Annotated in this window: 14 protein-coding genes and 1 pseudogene; all 15 read right to left on the bottom strand. The window is 45.6% G+C overall.

Features of this window, described 5'->3' with window-relative positions; genetic code table 11:
• Positions 1–78 precede the first annotated feature (78 nt).
• Positions 79–444 (bottom strand): annotated as a pseudogene (locus tag FFM75_RS09760) (sugar phosphate nucleotidyltransferase); the annotation flags it as partial.
• Positions 437–2398, bottom strand: a complete 1962-nt coding sequence (gene glgB, locus FFM75_RS09755) for a 1,4-alpha-glucan branching protein GlgB (protein ID WP_223876655.1) — start codon at positions 2396–2398, stop codon at positions 437–439. The pseudogene FFM75_RS09760 and the gene glgB, both read right to left, overlap by 8 nt.
• A gap of 313 nt (positions 2399–2711) precedes the next feature.
• Positions 2712–3962, bottom strand: a complete 1251-nt coding sequence (locus FFM75_RS09750) for a glutamate-5-semialdehyde dehydrogenase (RefSeq protein ID WP_137628985.1) — start codon at positions 3960–3962, stop codon at positions 2712–2714.
• Between the two features lie 18 nt (positions 3963–3980).
• Complete coding sequence (gene proB, locus FFM75_RS09745) at positions 3981–4778, bottom strand: glutamate 5-kinase (protein ID WP_137628984.1); 798 nt, start codon at positions 4776–4778, stop codon at positions 3981–3983.
• Positions 4779–4819: 41 nt separating this feature from the next.
• Positions 4820–6025 (bottom strand): MDR family MFS transporter, encoded by a 1206-nt coding sequence (locus tag FFM75_RS09740; protein WP_379832150.1) that lies wholly within the window; start codon positions 6023–6025, stop codon positions 4820–4822.
• Between the two features lie 191 nt (positions 6026–6216).
• Entirely contained in the window at positions 6217–7653 is a 1437-nt protein-coding gene (dnaB, locus tag FFM75_RS09735; protein WP_137628983.1) for a replicative DNA helicase, read from the bottom strand.
• A gap of 15 nt (positions 7654–7668) precedes the next feature.
• A complete protein-coding gene (rplI, locus tag FFM75_RS09730; RefSeq protein WP_137628982.1) occupies positions 7669–8121 on the bottom strand; it encodes a 50S ribosomal protein L9 in 453 nt (150 codons plus the stop codon).
• 11 nt (positions 8122–8132) lie between these two features.
• Positions 8133–10145, bottom strand: coding sequence for a DHH family phosphoesterase (locus FFM75_RS09725; protein ID WP_137628981.1), 2013 nt, complete (start codon positions 10143–10145; stop codon positions 8133–8135).
• Between the two features lie 163 nt (positions 10146–10308).
• Positions 10309–10545, bottom strand: coding sequence for a 30S ribosomal protein S18 (gene rpsR / locus FFM75_RS09720; RefSeq protein ID WP_137628980.1), 237 nt, complete (start codon positions 10543–10545; stop codon positions 10309–10311).
• Between the two features lie 37 nt (positions 10546–10582).
• Complete coding sequence (ssb, locus tag FFM75_RS09715) at positions 10583–11191, bottom strand: single-stranded DNA-binding protein (RefSeq protein WP_137628979.1); 609 nt, start codon at positions 11189–11191, stop codon at positions 10583–10585.
• A 43-nt stretch (positions 11192–11234) separates the two neighbouring features.
• A complete protein-coding gene (gene rpsF / locus FFM75_RS09710; protein WP_137628978.1) occupies positions 11235–11534 on the bottom strand; it encodes a 30S ribosomal protein S6 in 300 nt (99 codons plus the stop codon).
• A gap of 305 nt (positions 11535–11839) precedes the next feature.
• Entirely contained in the window at positions 11840–14347 is a 2508-nt protein-coding gene (gyrA, locus tag FFM75_RS09705; RefSeq protein WP_379832156.1) for a DNA gyrase subunit A, read from the bottom strand.
• 126 nt (positions 14348–14473) lie between these two features.
• A complete protein-coding gene (gene gyrB / locus FFM75_RS09700; RefSeq protein WP_137628976.1) occupies positions 14474–16423 on the bottom strand; it encodes a DNA topoisomerase (ATP-hydrolyzing) subunit B in 1950 nt (649 codons plus the stop codon).
• Entirely contained in the window at positions 16420–17544 is a 1125-nt protein-coding gene (recF, locus tag FFM75_RS09695; RefSeq protein WP_137628975.1) for a DNA replication/repair protein RecF, read from the bottom strand. Before recF ends, gyrB begins: the two co-directional genes overlap by 4 nt.
• Entirely contained in the window at positions 17545–17778 is a 234-nt protein-coding gene (gene yaaA / locus FFM75_RS09690) for a S4 domain-containing protein YaaA (RefSeq protein ID WP_137628974.1), read from the bottom strand.
• Positions 17779–17861 lie beyond the last annotated feature (83 nt).

The following is a 17861-nucleotide window of genomic DNA, read 5'->3' as shown; positions in this document are numbered from 1 at the left end:
CAGTATGCCCTTTTTAGTTTGTTTTACAAAAAAGGCGTCGATGGATTTTATCCATCAACACCAAATATCATAGAGCCCTAATAAGTACTTCGGGTTATGTTGATCGATATATTCAATATTTTGATAAATCGCATGCGCGGTCCCCTCAAAAAACTTTTCGCCTTCCGTTGACGAATAAGGTTGTAAGACGGTCACACCACCATTTAAATCATCTAACCCCCAACTCGCACCATTGCCAATATGAGCATTTAATTCTAACGGTTGGTATTGGGTAATGACCCCAACGGTATTGACACCCGAGTTGGCACAGTTGCTCAAGGTGAAATCAATAATCCGGTACCGACCACCAAATGGCACCGCGGGCTTTGCCGTGTCTTTAGTTAACTTACCTAAACGGGTCCCCTGGCCCCCAGCTAAGATAATGCCAAGCATTTCATCATTCATGTTTCCGACTCCCCTTTTTTACTTGCCGTGGTCGTATCAATAATGCCCCCATGGCGGGCAACGTGACGTCAAAACTGGCTGGTTGTCCATGGTATGGCTCAGCCACCGCCGTAAAGGTTGTTTCTAACTTGGTCCAAGTCCCACCAAACGCTTGGGCTTCGGTATTTAGTAATAAGTCATAGCGCCCAACATATGGCACGCCAATGCGGTAATGTCGCCGTTCAACTGGGACGAAATTAAAGGCAGCGACTACGAAACTGTACTTGCGTTTGGCCTGGCGAATAAAGGCCATCGTTGAACTTTCAGGATCATCAGTGTAGGTATAGCGCAATCCAGCGGCCTCGTGATCGAGTTCCCACAATGGCCGATTTTGGTCGTAGACTTGATTCAACGTTTGGGTAAAGTGCTGCATTTTGTGATTCAACTCATCTTCTAAATCAACCCATTCTAATTGGCTCCAATCACGCCACTCTAAGAATTGGCCCCACTCAGACCCCATGAAGTTCAACTGCTTGCCTGGAAAAGCCGCCATGTACGTTAGCATCGTCCGTAAATTGGCAAACTGATTATAGCGGTCGCCCGGCATCTTATGCATCAGTGACTTTTTGCCATGCACGACTTCATCATGTGAGAATGGCAAAATGAATTGTTCGTCAAACATATAGACAAAAGCAAACGTCAACAAGTTGAAATGGTCATGGCGATACAACGGATCCATGCTAAAGAAATCTAGCGTATCGTGCATCCAACCCATATTCCATTTGTAATTGAAGCCTAACCCACCTTGATCAACACGACCGGTAACTTGCGGATATGCCGATGATTCTTCAGCAATCATCAAGACATCGGGATGTTGTTGAAAGACGACCGTGTTCAACCGTTGTAAAAAGGCGATTCCCTTTAAGTTACGATTATCGCCATATTGATTGACCTGCCCCTCACGGCCCTCGTCATAGTCGAGATACAACATATTTGACACTGCATCTACGCGTAACCCGTCTAAATGACAATCCGTTAGCCAAAATAAGGCGCTAGAAATCAGAAAACTTTGCACTTGCGTTTTACCTAAATCAAAATTCCAAGCCCCCCAGCGGCGATTGTTCGCGCGGTCAGGATCTTGATATTCAAAAGTCGGCGTGCCATCGTATTGATATAACGCATCATAGTTGCGAATAAAGTGACCTGGGACCCAATCGACGATCACCCCTAAGTTGGCGCGGTGACATTGATCGATAAACGCTAAAAAGTCTTGTTGCGAGCCAAACCGACTCGTTGGCGCAAAGTACCCCAATTGCTGATAGCCCCACGACGCATCGAGTAAGTGTTCCATCACTGGCATCAACTCAATATGGGTATAGCCCATTTTTTTGACATACGGAATCAACGCCGCTGCTAATTCTTGATACGTCTCGTACTGATCATCGGCATGCCGCCGCCATGAGCCTAAGTGCACTTCATAAATATTGATGGGCCGATTAGCCGGCCGCGATTTCTTGCGCCGCGCCATCCAAAGACTGTCGTGCCAAGCCATCTCAGTTGGTGCAATCACGACAGCGGCATCGCCAGGCTTTTTTTCAAATTGCCGCGCAAACGGATCGATCTTCAAGTGCACTTGGCCATCCGCACCGGTTACTTGAAACTTGTACAAATCCCCAACTTTGACACCGCTAATCGTTGTCGTCCAAATCCCAGTCGTCCCAATCATGGTCATCGGAGTCGTCGCCTGCCAGTCATTGAAACTCCCAACAACTTGTACGGCCGTTGCCTGCGGTGCCCAAACGCGAAAACTGACTTGCTTGGCTGTTTCCCAATGACAACCAAAGTAGTCTTGACTCCGAAACAATGCCCCAGTATTGAACAAATAGCTCGGTGCTGCGGCTTGTGCTTGTGGTGTTGCCAAATTTCGCCACCCCCAGTATGTGATTAAATGAACAATCATTAAACTTAATTTCATTATACGAAGCCACCTTGCCCTTGCCTATCCTTAATAAGTTGGCCTTATTATGTCCACCTTATTGGTCTTAAAAGCTGGTCTAACAATAAATAGTCCACTAAAGTCATGAATCACTGGGAACTGTAGCCCGACAACTATCGACAGAAATTGCGTTCTGACGCGGTTTCAAACTGATTGACGTAATTATTAAGATTTTCTTAAGAAGTGTGCTAAAATTCACAATGTTAATTTGGTCACTTACCGAATCAATTAAAAAAGACTAATCCAATGATGACTTTAGGTCGTCATCACTGGATTAGTCTTAAGCATACGGTTATGGTCGAACTTGACCATTACCATCGATAATATATTTATATGACGTCAGTTCATTGAGCCCCATCGGGCCACGGGCGTGTAACTTTTGGGTCGAGATCCCAATTTCAGCACCAAAACCAAATTCAAACCCATCCGTAAAACGGGTCGAGGCATTGATATAAACACAAGCGGCATTCACGCGTTGTTGGAAGAGTTTGCCGGCTTGGTAATTATCTGTCACAATCGCTTCGGAATGTTGCGTATTATACCGATTAATGTGCGTGATGGCCTCAGCTTCAGAGTCCACCACTTTAATCGCAATAATCAAGTCATTGTATTCAGTCCGCCAATCAGTTGCCGTCGCCAAGATCACGTCAGGTACGATGGCTTGGGTCGCCGCATCGCCTCTGACTTCGACGCCTTGATCGCGCAACGCCGTGATGATGGTTGGCAAGTAATCCGCCGCAACCGCCCGATGAATCAAGACTTTTTCGGTGGCATTACATACTGACGGTCGTTGGACCTTCCCATTGACAATAATAGCCGTCGCCATTGGTAATTGGGCCGCTTGATCAACATATACATGGCAGTTCCCAGCACCAGTCTCAATGACCGGCACTGTTGCTTTAGCCAAGACCGTTTGAATCAACCGGGCACTCCCACGTGGAATCAAAACATCAACATAATCGGTCAGTTGCATGAACTTTTCGGCGGTCGCATGCGACGTATCTTGGATCAGTTGAATCGCATACTGGTCGATACCAGCCGCACTTAGCGTACCTTGTAACACTTGGACTAAGGCTTGGTTGGAATACAAAGCTTCTTTACCACCACGTAAAATCACTGCATTCCCGGTCTTAAAGCACAAAGCGGAGGCATCGACCGTCACGTTAGGTCGCGCTTCAAAAATCATTCCAATAACGCCTAATGGCACCCGTTCTTTGGCAATCATCAACCCCGCTTCATTCCGCCAAGCCCGATCAACGTTCCCGATTGGATCGGGTAACGCAGCGACTTGCCGCAATCCCGTTGCCATCGCCTGAATCCGATCCGCAGTTAACGTCAAGCGGTCTACGAACTTAGCTGGAATCTTGGGATTTTCAAGGTCGCGGGCATTGGCGGCTAAAATCGTCGCTTGTTGGGCCACTAATGCATCGGCCATTGCTAGTAAGATCGTGTTTTTTTGTTTTGTGGCTAATAGCCCTAGGGCATAGCTGGCCTGTTGGGCTTGCTGACCCAAAGTCGCTAAAGTCGTTGCTGCTGTTTCCATGTTTTCTTAGCTCCTATCTTAACCGAAGAGCGTTCCCACTGGTTCGCCCGCTAAAATTTGAAAAATAATCGTTGGGTCAGCGCCATTAGCCAATACCATTTGGCTGTCGGCTTTAATCATCCGTTCTGCAGCTTTAAGTTTTGTCACCATGCCACCAGTCCCAAACCGGCTACCAGTCCCACCGGCCAACGTATACGTGGCTTGGTTAACTTTGGCCACATGGGACAATAAGGTCGCCCCAGTGTCACCATTTGGATTACCATCATAAAAGCCGTCAATATCTGACAGCATAATTAATAAATCCGCATCGATATTCGTCGCCACGACCGCTGACAACTGGTCGTTATCGCCAAACTTCGTTTCATGGTCCAATTCATCAACCGCCACCGTATCATTTTCATTGACGATGGGGACGATATTTTGGGCCAATAAGGCTTCAAACGTGTTCATGACATTTTGATGACTCTTGGGGTAAACGAAGATATCGCGAGTCAACAATAATTGGCCGATTTTTTGTTCATAAACGGCAAACCGTTCCTTATAAATCGAGATCAATTCCGATTGCCCAATCGCCGCAATCGCTTGTTGTTCTGGGATGGCCTTGGGCCGCTGTTTCAACCCAATATAGTTTAACCCGACCCCAATCGCCCCAGATGAAACTAAAACAACTTCACGACCATGATGTCGCATTGCACTGATCACGAAGGCCAATTGATCGATTGCCCGCAGATTGATCGCCCCATCAGGATAAACCAACGTACTAGTCCCCACTTTAATGACGACCCGTTTTGCTTGTAATTGTCGCATTGCTTCCACTACTGCCACCAACTTTTTATTTTTTTGTTTCACGTGAAACATTATGATGATTTTAAGTCGTCCGTCATGTAATTAACGGCTTGTTTTTGATTCCAATGGACAACGCCGATATTGATACCTAACACGAGCATCAAGATAACAAAGGCGAGTAAAAATAACGCTTTATATGACCAATTATCAATAACTAAGCCCCCGAATAACGGGCCTAATGACCGGCCAAATGCACAGAAGGCTTGCACTAAACCTTGGTAACGCCCCTTGGCACTGACTGGGGATAGTTGACTGACTAACGTTGGCATCGCTGGTGACCACGTCGCTTCCCCAATCGTCAGTAAGACCATCGCGAAAATAAAGTGGGGATAATCATGGGCAATCACTAAGGATAGAAACGATAAGCCGACAAACAACATACCAAAGAAAAACTGATGATACAAGCTTTTGATCCGATCGCCTAGCAGGCTTAAAATACTTTGAATCACGACTAATAAGCCAGCATTGACGGTCCATAAAAAGCTATAGTTTCGTAACGGCATTCCTAGATTCGTCATATAAACGGATAAATTGCTGACCCATTGTTCGTACAATAACCAAATTATAAACAAACTGACGAAAAAGGTCCAAACCATCCGACCATTGGCGCGGGGTAACCGAATATCCCGTGCTTGCCGCGGATCAACACCCGTCACTTGACTAGAATCAACATTGTATTCAAAAATAGCAATCACTAAAAAAATCACATATAAACTCGTGGTCATTGAGAAAAGTAATGCCATGCCCATCTGATAAACGATTCCAACAAACATCGTTCCAAAAACAACGCCTAAATTGGCCGCTAAATACATCAAGGTAAAGGTTCGCCGTACCTTTTGACGCGGTACACTGGCTGCTAAAGCATTAAACATCGTATTCAACCAGCCACTCGCAAATCCTGTGACCACTAATAATAACGGATACCAGGGCCACCCATGCCAAAAGATCAACATTAAGTTCGCCGTACCATTTAGGATAATCCCCATTAACAACAAGGTATATGGATTATGGCGATCAAAGATCCGACCACCCATGGTACTGGCACAAACATTGGCAATCGAGTTCAACATCAATACGACCCCAGTTTCAGTCAATGACTTGCCTAACACATTATGCATATAGATCGTGGTCAAGGGCCAAATAAAGCTCATCCCAATATTATTCATAAATTGTCCCGCAATCAACCACGGGATTCCGATTGATGATTTACGTGCCATCGCCCCACCACCGTTTCAAAGTTAATTTTAATAATTGCGTATTAGTTCTATCATATCACAGCATTTTATAAATTCATGTTCAAAAATAATTGGTCATTATGGCACGGCCGGCAATCGACGACCGCAATCAACCTAAAGCTACAGACTAAAAAAGACGCCTGAGAAAGCTTCCCAAGCGTCTGATAATTAGTTTATTGATTCTGTGGGTCTTGGGCATAAGAAACGGACGAGAACTTATTGAATGGTTTAACAAACAATAACTTGACCGTTCCCCGCGCCCCAGCCCGGTTTTTTTCGATAATCACTTCAACTTCACCGACGTCTTCCGAGGCATCTTGATCGCGGGGGTCACCACCATTAAAGTCGCCACCACCGCCACCAAAGTTACCACCACTATCGTCATCGTCCCCATCGGCGCGATCATAATAATCTTCACGATATAAGAAGGCTACGATATCAGCATCTTGTTCGATTGAACCAGATTCCCGAATATCCGATAGCACCGGCCGTTTATCCTGCCGTTGTTCCACGCCACGAGATAACTGTGACAAGGCAATAACGGGAATCCCTAATTCTTTAGCCAACTTCTTCATTTGCCGTGAAATTTCAGAAACTTCTTGTTGCCGACTTTCGGTGTTCCCACCTTCAATCAGCTGCAAATAATCGACCACGATCAACCCAAGATTACCTTGTTCCTTAGCTAACCGCCGACTTTTTGCCCGGATTTCAGACATCTTGATCCCTGGGGTATCGTCAATATAAATACTGGCTTTTGACAAGCTCCCCATGGCCACGACTAGGTGTTCCCACTCTTCTTCGTCCAGTTGCCCGGTCCGTAAATGGCCAGCATCGATACTACCTTCAGCGCACAACATCCGGTTAACCAATGATTCGGCCCCCATTTCCAAACTGAAAATGGCGACGGTCGTATCCGTCTTGGTAGCCACATTTTGCGCTATATTCAACGCAAAGGCCGTTTTACCAACGGCCGGCCGCGCCGCTAAGATAATCAAGTTATCCGGTTGTAGCCCCGCCGTCATCTTATCCAACTCTGAAAAGCCCGTTGGTAACCCGGTAATGTCATCATCATTTTGATAGAGGCGGTCGATTTCTTCAATCGAAGAATTCAACACGTCCGCAATCGACTTAAAGCCACTTTGGTTCCGTTGTTCTGACACATTCATGATGTCACGTTCGGCATCATCTAGTAAGGTCGTCACATCGTCATTTTCAGTATAGGCTTTGGTCGTGATTTCGGTCGCCGCTTTGATCAGGCGCCGCACCGTTGCTTTTTGGGCCACGATTTTAGCATAGTAACCAGCATTAGCAGCCGTTGGCACGGAACCCGCTAATTCAGCAATATAGCTCATCCCACCAACGTCGTCCAACTGATTTTGGGCGGTGAGTAAGTCACTGACCGTCACCGCATCAATCGCTTCATCACGGTCATTTAACGTGACCATGCTGGCAAAAATGATCTGGTGGGCCCGTCGATAAAAGTCTGTGGCTTCCACGAATTCCATCGCTTCAACTAAGGCATCACTATTTAAGAAAATAGCCCCTAAAACGGCTTTTTCGGCTTCAATATTTTGTGGGGGGGTTTGCTCGACTAACCCATCGTTGTTCATGTGCGGTCCGTCCTTTTACTTTTCGACCACGTGCACGCGAATCTTAGCTGTTACTTCAGGATGCAGCTTAACGGGCACGTTCGTGTAACCTAAGACCCGAATTGGATCTGGTAATTCGATTTTACGTTTATCTAATTTAACTTGATATTGATCGGCTAACGCCGTGGCAATTTGCTTGCTAGGAATCGACCCGAATAAACGGCCGTCAGTCCCGGCTTTAGCTTTCAATTCAACGACGGTACTGTCAGCTTCTAACGCTTCTTTAGTCGTCTTAGCCATTGCCAACTCTTCAGCGGCCTTAGCTGCTTCAGACTTTTGTTCAGCCTTTAATGTATTGATCGCCGCTTTAGTCGCTTCTTTAGCTAACCCTTTTTTAATTAAAAAGTTTTGGGCGTAACCATCTGGGACATTTTTAACTTGGCCCCGTTTACCTTTACCGCGTACATCACTTAGAAAAATAACTTGCATGTGTCTCACTCCTAATTAGATTCTGAATTCGTATCATCATTAGCGGTTAATAAGTCGATCAAGGCTTGCTTGACCTCATCAACCGATTGACCTTCGATTTGGGTCGCCGCATTTGATAAGTGACCCCCACCGCCAAGACGTTCCATATAAACTTGGACGTTGATTTCGCCCAATGAACGCGCCGAAATGCCGACCCGACCATCTTCTCGCCGGGTAATGACAAATGAGGCATCAACCCCTGACATGGCTAACAATGAGTCAGCTGCTTGCGCTGCAGTCACTGGATCATAGACTTGATCATTTTCACCGACACACAACGCCATATCTTGATTCACGAATTCGACTGATTCAATTAAATGATTCCGTTGTAAGTAACTATCGACATTTTCCTTCATGAACTGTTGGACTAACAAACTATCCGCCCCTGCTGAACGCAAGTAGCTGGCAGCATCAAACGTCCGCGATCCCGTTCGTAACGAGAAGGACTTCGTGTCGATCACAATCCCGGTTAACATCGCCGTGGCTTCAATCTTATTGATTGGTTCGGCATCATGGGATTGATATTCGAACATTTCGGTAATCAACTCACAAGTTGAAGAAGCATATGGTTCAATATAAACCAAAACCGGATTTTCGGGAAATTCTTCGCCCCGCCGGTGATGATCAATAATCATGACCCGGTTTTCTAGCCGCTCATACAACGCCTGTGACATTGAAATACTTGGCTTAGAATGATCTGCCAAGACCAATAAACTTTGGTCAGTGGCCTTTTCTAAGGCCTCAGCTGGTGAGATAATCGATGATTCAATATCATCATCGAGCTTCAACTGATCCAATAACCGTTGAATATCAGAATGGAGGTTCTGTTCGTCTAAGACGATCCAACATTGCTTGCCATTCATTTCCGCAATCCGTCGAATCCCAAGACAAGCGCCAACCGCATCCATATCTGGTTGATGATGCCCTTGCACAAAGACTTGATCGGATTGATTCATCAATTCGATCAACGTCTGGCTGATCATCCGCGCCCGGACCCGCGTCCGCTTTTCCATCGGGTTCGTCTTCCCCCCATAAAAACGTGCGGGCTCGTCTTCGGCTTTGACGACAACTTGGTCGCCCCCACGTCCTAAGGCCAGATCCATATTGCTTTGGGCCATATCAGCCAAGTTATTCATGTTCCGTTCGCCATAGGCAATCCCGATACTTAACGTTAACGGGAAGTTTTGCTTGGAAGTAGATTCGCGAATACGGTCTAAAATCCGAAACTTATTTTCTTCGACTCGCCGTAAACTGCTGGCATAGCCTAATAAGAAGAAATGATCGTCATCGAGTCGCTTTAAGTACATGCCAAAGGTTTGCGTCCACTTTGACAATTCGTTGGTGACATAGTTATTTAAGTTAGAAATATCTGTATCCGCCATTGATTGGGTGATTTCATCATAGTTATCTAAGAAGATCTGACCAATCACCAATTTTTCATCTTCAAATTGATCGGCTAACTCCGCATATTTGGTGACATCCATTAAATACAACGTTTTGGTACTTGGTTGGACCCGTAAGTCGAATTGGTAATCATGCCACCGAATCGTCGCTGGTTGATCGACATGATCCGCGACCGCCGCGGCTAATTCAGCGTCAATATCTTCTAACCGATAACCGATCACATCCTGATCACCAAAATACCGTTGTAAATAGGGATTGACCCACTCAATCGTTTGGTCCGCATTAAAGAGTAGGACCCCAATTGGCATTTGGATCAATGCTTCTTGTTCCCCTCGTTTAATCCGGTAAGATAAATCTGATATATATTCGTTAGCGCTTGAACTTAGCTCAATCAACGTGTTGTACGACATCACACCCGCTAAGATGATCAAGACTAAGACGATCGTCCCAAACACCCAGTTCATCAAAAAGCCCGTCACTAATGTAATTAGTGAAAGTCCAAAGATGACTAATGCGAGTAACCGCAATTGTTGATTTTGTAAGAAAAATGGAATGTTTTCGCGCGAAAAAAATTTTTTCATTTGAAATTCCCTCAAGAGTTCTCAGTAATAATTATATTTTATCACAAACCGCGCTGGCATATTAGTCACGTTCAACCGACAAGATTAATTAAATCATATCGGTTGAAAAATGGGTAAATAAAAACCACGGAAACCGAGTCCCGTGGTTTAAAAACTGAAGTTATTAGTCTTCAGAAACGAATGGTAATAAGCCCATGATCCGTGCGCGCTTGATTGCAATCGTCAAAGAGCGTTGGTTCTTGGCACTAGTACCCGTTACACGACGTGGCAAAATCTTCCCACGTTCTGAAATGAAACGACGTAATAAGTCAGTATCTTTATAATCGATGTATTCGATATGATTAGCGGCGATGAAGTCGACTTTACGACGACGACGGCCACCTCTTCTTTGTTGAGCCATAGCTATTTCCCTCCTCTAATTAGCGCAGTTAACCTGCTTAGAATGGTAAATCATCATCGGAAATATCAATTTGGTCCCCATTGTTGGCAAACGGATCGGCTTGGTTATTGTTCGCACCACTTGTGGCGTTCCCAGTTGTTGCCGCACCGGTATTAGTGTTCCCACCATTGCCGTTCCCAAAGGGATTGCTATTTGCCGCTGATGACTGTTGAGGAGCGGTATTTTGGCCAGCTTGATAACCACCATTATTGTTATTATTGCCGTAGCCACCAGCATTGTTGTTGGCACTGCTACCGCCGTTTGCTGACCGATAACGTTCGGATTCAGCTCGCGATTCCAATAATGAGAAGTTTTCAACGACCACTTCAGTTACATAGACCCGTTGACCTTGTTGGTTTTCATAATTCCGGGTTTGAATCCGGCCATCAATGCCAACAAGTGACCCTTTATGGGTGAAGTTCGCAAAATTTTCAGCAGCTTTACGCCAAATGACGCAATTGATGAAATCTGCTTCACGTTCCCCATTTTGATTCGTAAAACTCCGGTTAACAGCGAGCGAAAATGTCGCGACCGCTGCACCACCAGAAGTGTATCGTAACTCAGGATCTCTTGTTAGTCGGCCAACAAGAACTGTACGGTTAATCATAAACAGAAGTGCTCCTCTCGTAATTTATTTCGGTTTAATTGAATTAGTCTTCGCGACGAACGATCATGTGACGTAAAATGTCATCATTGATCTTTGAAAGCCGGTCGAATTCGTTCAAAGAAGCGTCATCAGTCGTCGTTAAGTTGACGATATGATAAGTACCTTCATTGAAACCGCCGATTTCGTATGCGAAACGACGCTTTGACCAGTCTTTTGAATCAATTACTTCCGCACCGTTATCAGTTAAGATTTTGTCAAAACGATCAACTAAAGCTGTCTTAGCAGCATCATCGATGTCTGGACGTACGATGTAAGTAATTTCATATTTCTTTGATTCACTCATGAAATTTGCACCTCCTTATGGACTTCAGGCCCTTCCTTTTGAAAGAGCAAGGAAAGTAATCTAAGTTTTATTTAGATACTCACGAATTACAAGTATAGCATCTAAGTTTATTTGTTGCAAGGTTTGACACAGCCGACAAAACAAAAAAATCCTAAGCTTCGATACGTCCGTCAACTCCGCAACTTGGCTGCCGTTACTTTATTTCCCGGGAAATTATTTAGCGCCAGGTTTTCAGGCACAAAAAAAGATGTGCCGCAAAATTGCCCGCACATCTTTTTCAAACGTCATTTTAATTAGGTTAACGGCTAAGCCTGTGACTCATCGTGGCCATCAGTAGGTTCGGTAGGTTCTGCCGTTGGGGCGACTGAAGACGCTGAAGCATTCGCTGGATTTTCTGGCGTTGCTTCAGGGTTATCATCACCATCATCGGTTTCAGGTTCAACCTTCGCCATCGTTGCCACCTTGCCATCATCACCTAAGCGCATCAAGCGGACCCCTAAGGTCGCCCGGCCCGTTTGCGAAACAGTCGCGATATTAAAGCGAATCATGACCCCTTGGTTGGTCATCACCATAATATCTTCGGTGCCTTCAACCGTGGTCAATCCTGCTAATGACCCATTCTTAGCGGTCACATTAGCGGTCTTGATCCCTTTACCACCACGACCCTTAATTGGGTACTCGGCAGCAGGGGTTTGTTTCCCGTAGCCTTTTTCCGTAATGATAAAGACCTTGCTATCAGACTTCAAAATATCAAAGCCGACCACATAATCAGCCTCACGTAATCGAATCCCACGGACCCCGGCGGCTGTCCGGCCCATCGACCGAACTGTGGTTTCATCAAAGCTGACGGCATAACCAGCATGCGTCCCGATAATCATATTTTGATGGCCATCGGTAATCGTCACACCAATTAATTCATCGTCATCCTTCAACGTAATCGCCTTGAGCCCATTGCTGCGAATATTGGCAAATTCTTGTACCGGTGTCCGTTTAACGACCCCATTTAAAGTCGTAAAGAACAAGAAGTTATCACTCGCATTGGCATCGCCAGAGACATTGACGACCGCTTGGATCGTTTCACCAGAGTTAACCCCTAATAGGTTAATCACCGGAATCCCCTTCGCAGTCCGACCGTATTCTGGAATTTCGTAAGCCTTCATACGATAAACTTTCCCAGCATTCGTAAAGAACAACAAGACATCATGCGTCGACGTCGTCAAAAGATGTTCGATGAAGTCATCATCATGGACATCCATCCCTTGAATTCCACGACCACCACGATGTTGCGACTTGAATTCAGTCGTTGGCAAGCGTTTGATGTACCCATTGTGGGTCAACGTCACGGCGACTTCTTCTTCTTCGATCAAGTCTTCGTCTTCGATACTCAAGACTTCCCCGACCATTAATTCAGTCCGTCGTTCATCACCAAATTTACGTTGAATTTCAAGTAATTCTTCGTAAATAATTTGGTTGATGCGTTCCTTGCTAGCCAAAATGGCCTTGTAGTCCGCAATGGCTTTTAAAAGATCTTGATATTCACTTTCAATCTTTTCTCGTTCCAAACCAGTCAACCGCACTAACCGCATGTCTAAGATAGCTTGGGCTTGTTTATCAGATAACCCATAGTTATCCATCAATTGGTTCTTCGCGATTTCACTCGTTTGTGAATTACGAATAATTGAAATGATCTCATCAATGTGATCTAACGCAATCCGTAACCCTTCTAAGATATGCGCCCGTGCTTGGGCTTTCTTCAAATCAAATTGGGTCCGGCGCCGAATCACATCTTCTTGATGTTCAAGGTAATAGATCAAGATTTGTTTCAAGCTCAACACTTTTGGCGCACCCTTAACAATGGCCAACATGTTGAACCCGTAATTGGTTTGCATCAACGTCATCTTGTACAAGTTATTCAAGATAACTGAAGCACTGGCATCGCGCCGCACATCAATCACGACCCGCATCCCTTCACGGTCACTTTCATCGTTGATGTCGGTAATGCCTTCAATTTCTTTATCTCGTGCCAAACCGGCAATCCGTTCGATCAATTTCGCCTTGTTGACCATATAAGGTAACTCGGTAATGATGATCCGTTGTTTGCCGTTCTTTTGTTCTTGAATGTCGACTTTAGCCCGAATAATGATATTCCCACGGCCAGTTTCATAGGCTTTCCGAATCCCGGATTTACCCATCACGATCCCACCAGTTGGAAAATCAGGCCCAGGGACAGCTTCCATCAAGTCGGCCGTCGTTGCATCAGGATTGTCCATTAATAAATGGATTGCCGAGATAACTTCCGACAAATTATGTGGTGGAATATTCGTTGTCATCCCAACCGCAATCCCGGTCGCCCCATTGACGAGCAAGTTTGGGAAACGCGCTGGTAAGACTTCTGGTTCACGTTCGGTATCATCATAGTTTGGTTGCCAGTTAACGGTATCTTTGTTGATATCCCGTAACATTTCAACGGCAATCTTACTCATCCGGGCTTCGGTATACCGCATGGCCGCGGCACTATCGCCATCGACTGACCCAAAGTTCCCATGGCCATCGACTAACATGTACCGATAACTAAAATCTTGCGCCATCCGGACCATTGATTCATAAATTGCGGAGTCCCCATGGGGATGATATTTCCCCATGACGTCCCCAACAATTCTGGCCGACTTTTTATAAGGCTTTTCAGGGGTCACGCCCAGTTCACTCATGCCGTAAAGAATCCGACGGTGAACTGGTTTCAACCCATCACGAACGTCTGGTAAGGCCCGGGCCACAATAACACTCATCGCATAGCTTAAAAATGAGGTCCGCATGGTCTTGGACAAATTCACGTCCGTGATTCGATTTGGTAAATCCGCATCAGCCAAGTCTTTCATCCTCCTTCAATGGTGCTTGACGCACCGCTGACTAATCTCTGTGGTCGTTTAAGCGACCCGTCATTAAACATCCAAGTCTTGGACGAACTTGGCATTATCTTCAATAAATTGACGCCGTGGCTTAACTTGGTCACCCATGAGCATCGAGAAGACATCGTCGGCATCCGCCGCGTCTTCATCGCGGACTCGCAGTAACCGGCGCTTATCTGGATCCATGGTCGTTTCCCATAATTGTTCCGCGTCCATTTCCCCTAGCCCTTTGTACCGTTGGACCACTGGTTTTGGTGATGGTGCCAATTGCCCCATCACTTCACTCAATTCTTCATCCGAATCAATATAGCGGACGAATTTACCTTGGCGAACTTGATACAACGGCGGTTGGGCGATGTAGACAAATCCAGCATCGACTAATGGCCGCATGTACCGGTAGAACAAGGTCAACAGTAAGGTCCGAATATGGGCCCCATCGACATCGGCATCGGTCATGATGATCAACTTGTGATAGTTGGCTTTGCTTAAATCAAAGTCACCACCAAAGCCGGTCCCCATCGCAGTAAACAATGACCGAATTTCTTCGTTCGCTAAAATCTTATCGATGCTAGCTTTTTCAACATTTAAAATCTTCCCACGAATCGGTAAGATGGCTTGCGTCAAGCGTGACCGCCCTTGCTTAGCTGACCCACCGGCAGAATCCCCTTCGACAATGAACAATTCACTGATTTCAGGATCTTTACTGGTATTATCAGCTAGCTTACCAGGCAAATTGCTGATTTCTAGCCCACTCTTCTTCCGCGTGACTTCCCGAGCCCGTTTGGCTGCGACCCGCGCTTTAGACGCCAATAACCCTTTATCGACCACTTTGCGGCCAATACTTGGATTTTCGAGTAAATACTTATTGAAATGTTCTGAGAACAACCGATCGACCGCGGCACGAGCATCTGAGTTACCAAGCTTGGTTTTCGTTTGGCCTTCAAATTGAGGGTTCGGATGCTTAACACTGACGACCGCGGTCATCCCTTCACGCACATCTTCACCAGATAAGTTCGCATCGTTATCTTTTAAGAGATTATTTTTACGGGCATAATCATTGATGACCCGAGTTAAGGCCCGTTTGAACCCTTCTTCATGGGTCCCACCTTCATAGGTGTGAATATTATTCGTAAAGGTCATCAAGTTGCTATGGTAATCGTCGGTATATTGCAAGGCCACTTCAACGGTAATCCCGTTTTGTTCGCCTTCAACATAGATGGGTTCTGGGAATAAAACCGTCTTATTCTTATCCAAGAACTCGACGTAATGGCGAATCCCGCCTTCATATAAGAAGTCTTGTTCCGTTGGCTCTTCTGGTCGCTCATCACGAATCGAGATTTGGAGGCCCTTGTTCAAAAAGGCCAATTCCCGAATCCGCGTCGTTAAGACATTAATGTCATACGTCGTGGTTTCACGGAAAATATCTGAATCCGGTACAAAGTGGACCGCCGTACCATGGGCATCGATCGGCGCATCAGTCGCAATGACCTTCATCGGCGTTTTAACTTTACCGCGCGCAAAGTCCATGTAATACACTTTGCCATCACGGGTCACTTTGACATCAAGTTCCGTGGACAAGGCATTGACGACCGAAGCCCCAACCCCATGAAGCCCACCGGAAACTTTATAGCCGCCACCGCCGAATTTCCCACCGGCATGCAGAATCGTAAAGACCGTTTCTAGCGCGGGTTTCCCCGTTTTCTTTTGAATATCGATTGGAATCCCACGACCGTTATCCGTTACCGTGATACTGTTATCTTTTTCAACGGTGACGTGAATCTTATTGGCAAAGCCAGCTAACGCTTCATCGATCCCATTATCGACGATTTCCCAAACTAAATGGTGGAGCCCTTGGCTACTCGTCGTCCCAATATACATTCCGGGACGTTTCCGGACAGCTTCAAGGCCTTCCAAAACTTGAATTTGGCTCGCGTCATATTCCCGTGCTTGTTCAAGTTTGGTTTCTTTTTCATTTTCGGTCAATGCGGTTCCTCCTCATGTAAAATACCATGGCTAACTTCAAATACCTTGGGTGCATTAATTAATTTACGGGCAACCCCATCCAGACTAGGCGTCGTCAAGAAGGTCTGTACCTTGTCTTGAATCGCCGTTAATAAATGTGTCTGCCGGGCTGCATCTAATTCTGAGAGCACATCATCTAAGAGCAACACGGGGTATTCCCCGGTTTCAGCTTTCATTAAGTCAATCTCGGCTAATTTAACCGATAACGCCGTTGTCCGTTGTTGACCTTGTGAGCCAAACGTTTGGACATTTTTCCCATTAACACTAAATTGCAAATCATCGCGGTGCGGCCCTAATAAAGTCGTCCCTTGAAAAATTTCTTTAGCTTGTTGCTGGGTATATAACGCTTGTAAAGCTGGATATAAGTCAGCCGCAGTCGTTAAAGTCGTCGTATCGACTTGGGTCACATAATGAAAGGTCAAAGATTCTTGACCTTGTGTGATCTCCGCATGCACTTGTTGGGCCCACGTTTGCAGCTGCTGCAGGAGCTGCAGCCGTTTGGCAATAATTTCAGCGCCAAAGGCCGCCAGCTGATCAGATAGGACCCCTAAGTAGACCTTATCTTTCGCTTGCTGACGGTTCAATTGCCGCAAGTATTGATTGCGTTGTTTCAAAATCGTCCGGTACTGGCTGAGGTTATAGAGGTATTTAGGACTCATTTGCCCAAATTCCATATCCATAAACCGACGCCGAATCGCTGGTGCCCCTTTAACGATTGATAAATCTTCGGGTGCAAAGACGATCACATTTAAATTGCCAATATATTGTGACAATTTGGCTTGTTCAAGATGATTGACTTTGGCCCGTTTACCACGGCGACCAAGTTCTAATTCCAACGGTACGCTGCCAGTCGCTTTATGTAACCGGCCTTTTAAGGTTGCGGTCGTCGTTTGCCAACGAATCAATTCTTTATCGTTAGCGGTCCGATGGCTACGCGTTAACGCCAAGACATAAATCGCTTCTAACAAGTTCGTTTTACCTTGGGCATTTTCACCAAGCAAAACATTGACGCCTTGACTAAAGGTCACGGCTAAGTCGGCATAATTGCGAAAGTCATGTAGTGCTAAATTCTCTAAATACATCTAATCAGTCGTTTCTGTCGTGGACTGAATGATATAAGACCCTTCACCGGTAATATCAATGGTATCTCCGGGATACAATTTCCGACCACGCCGATCATCTAGTTCACCGTTGACCACTGCGGGGGTTTCACTTAAAAACCACTTCGCTTGACCACCAGAACCGATGATGGCTTCTTCTTTCAATAACTGTCCTAAAGTAATAAAGGGCGTCTTGATTTGTACTGGCTGCTTCACAATATCACCTACCTAACCTTCCGATTGACTAAAAAACGCGTGCTCTTAGGTCTCTTGCGCACTTTTCAACAGGTTATATTATA

It is taken from the genome of Lactiplantibacillus daowaiensis (genome assembly GCF_005405085.1).
Lineage (GTDB): Bacteria > Bacillota > Bacilli > Lactobacillales > Lactobacillaceae > Lactiplantibacillus > Lactiplantibacillus daowaiensis.
The sequence above is the reverse complement of the archived record's forward strand: the minus strand, read 5'-3'. Positions and strand labels throughout refer to the sequence as shown.

Coding starts and splice junctions, on each gene's coding strand:
- rpsF (WP_137628978.1), bottom strand. CDS start 11,534: ATGAGTGAATCAAAGAAATATGAAATTACTTACATCGTACGTCCAGAC.
- rplI (WP_137628982.1), bottom strand. CDS start 8,121: ATGCAAGTTATTTTTCTAAGTGATGTACGCGGTAAAGGTAAACGGGGC.
- FFM75_RS09750 (WP_137628985.1), bottom strand. CDS start 3,962: ATGGAAACAGCAGCAACGACTTTAGCGACTTTGGGTCAGCAAGCCCAA.
- rpsR (WP_137628980.1), bottom strand. CDS start 10,545: ATGGCTCAACAAAGAAGAGGTGGCCGTCGTCGTCGTAAAGTCGACTTC.
- glgB (WP_223876655.1), bottom strand. CDS start 2,398: ATGAAATTAAGTTTAATGATTGTTCATTTAATCACATACTGGGGGTGG.
- recF (WP_137628975.1), bottom strand. CDS start 17,544: ATGTATTTAGAGAATTTAGCACTACATGACTTTCGCAATTATGCCGAC.
- ssb (WP_137628979.1), bottom strand. CDS start 11,191: ATGATTAACCGTACAGTTCTTGTTGGCCGACTAACAAGAGATCCTGAG.
- FFM75_RS09725 (WP_137628981.1), bottom strand. CDS start 10,145: ATGAAAAAATTTTTTTCGCGCGAAAACATTCCATTTTTCTTACAAAAT.
- dnaB (WP_137628983.1), bottom strand. CDS start 7,653: ATGAACAACGATGGGTTAGTCGAGCAAACCCCCCCACAAAATATTGAA.
- gyrA (WP_379832156.1), bottom strand. CDS start 14,347: ATGCGGACCTCATTTTTAAGCTATGCGATGAGTGTTATTGTGGCCCGG.
- FFM75_RS09740 (WP_379832150.1), bottom strand. CDS start 6,025: ATGGCACGTAAATCATCAATCGGAATCCCGTGGTTGATTGCGGGACAA.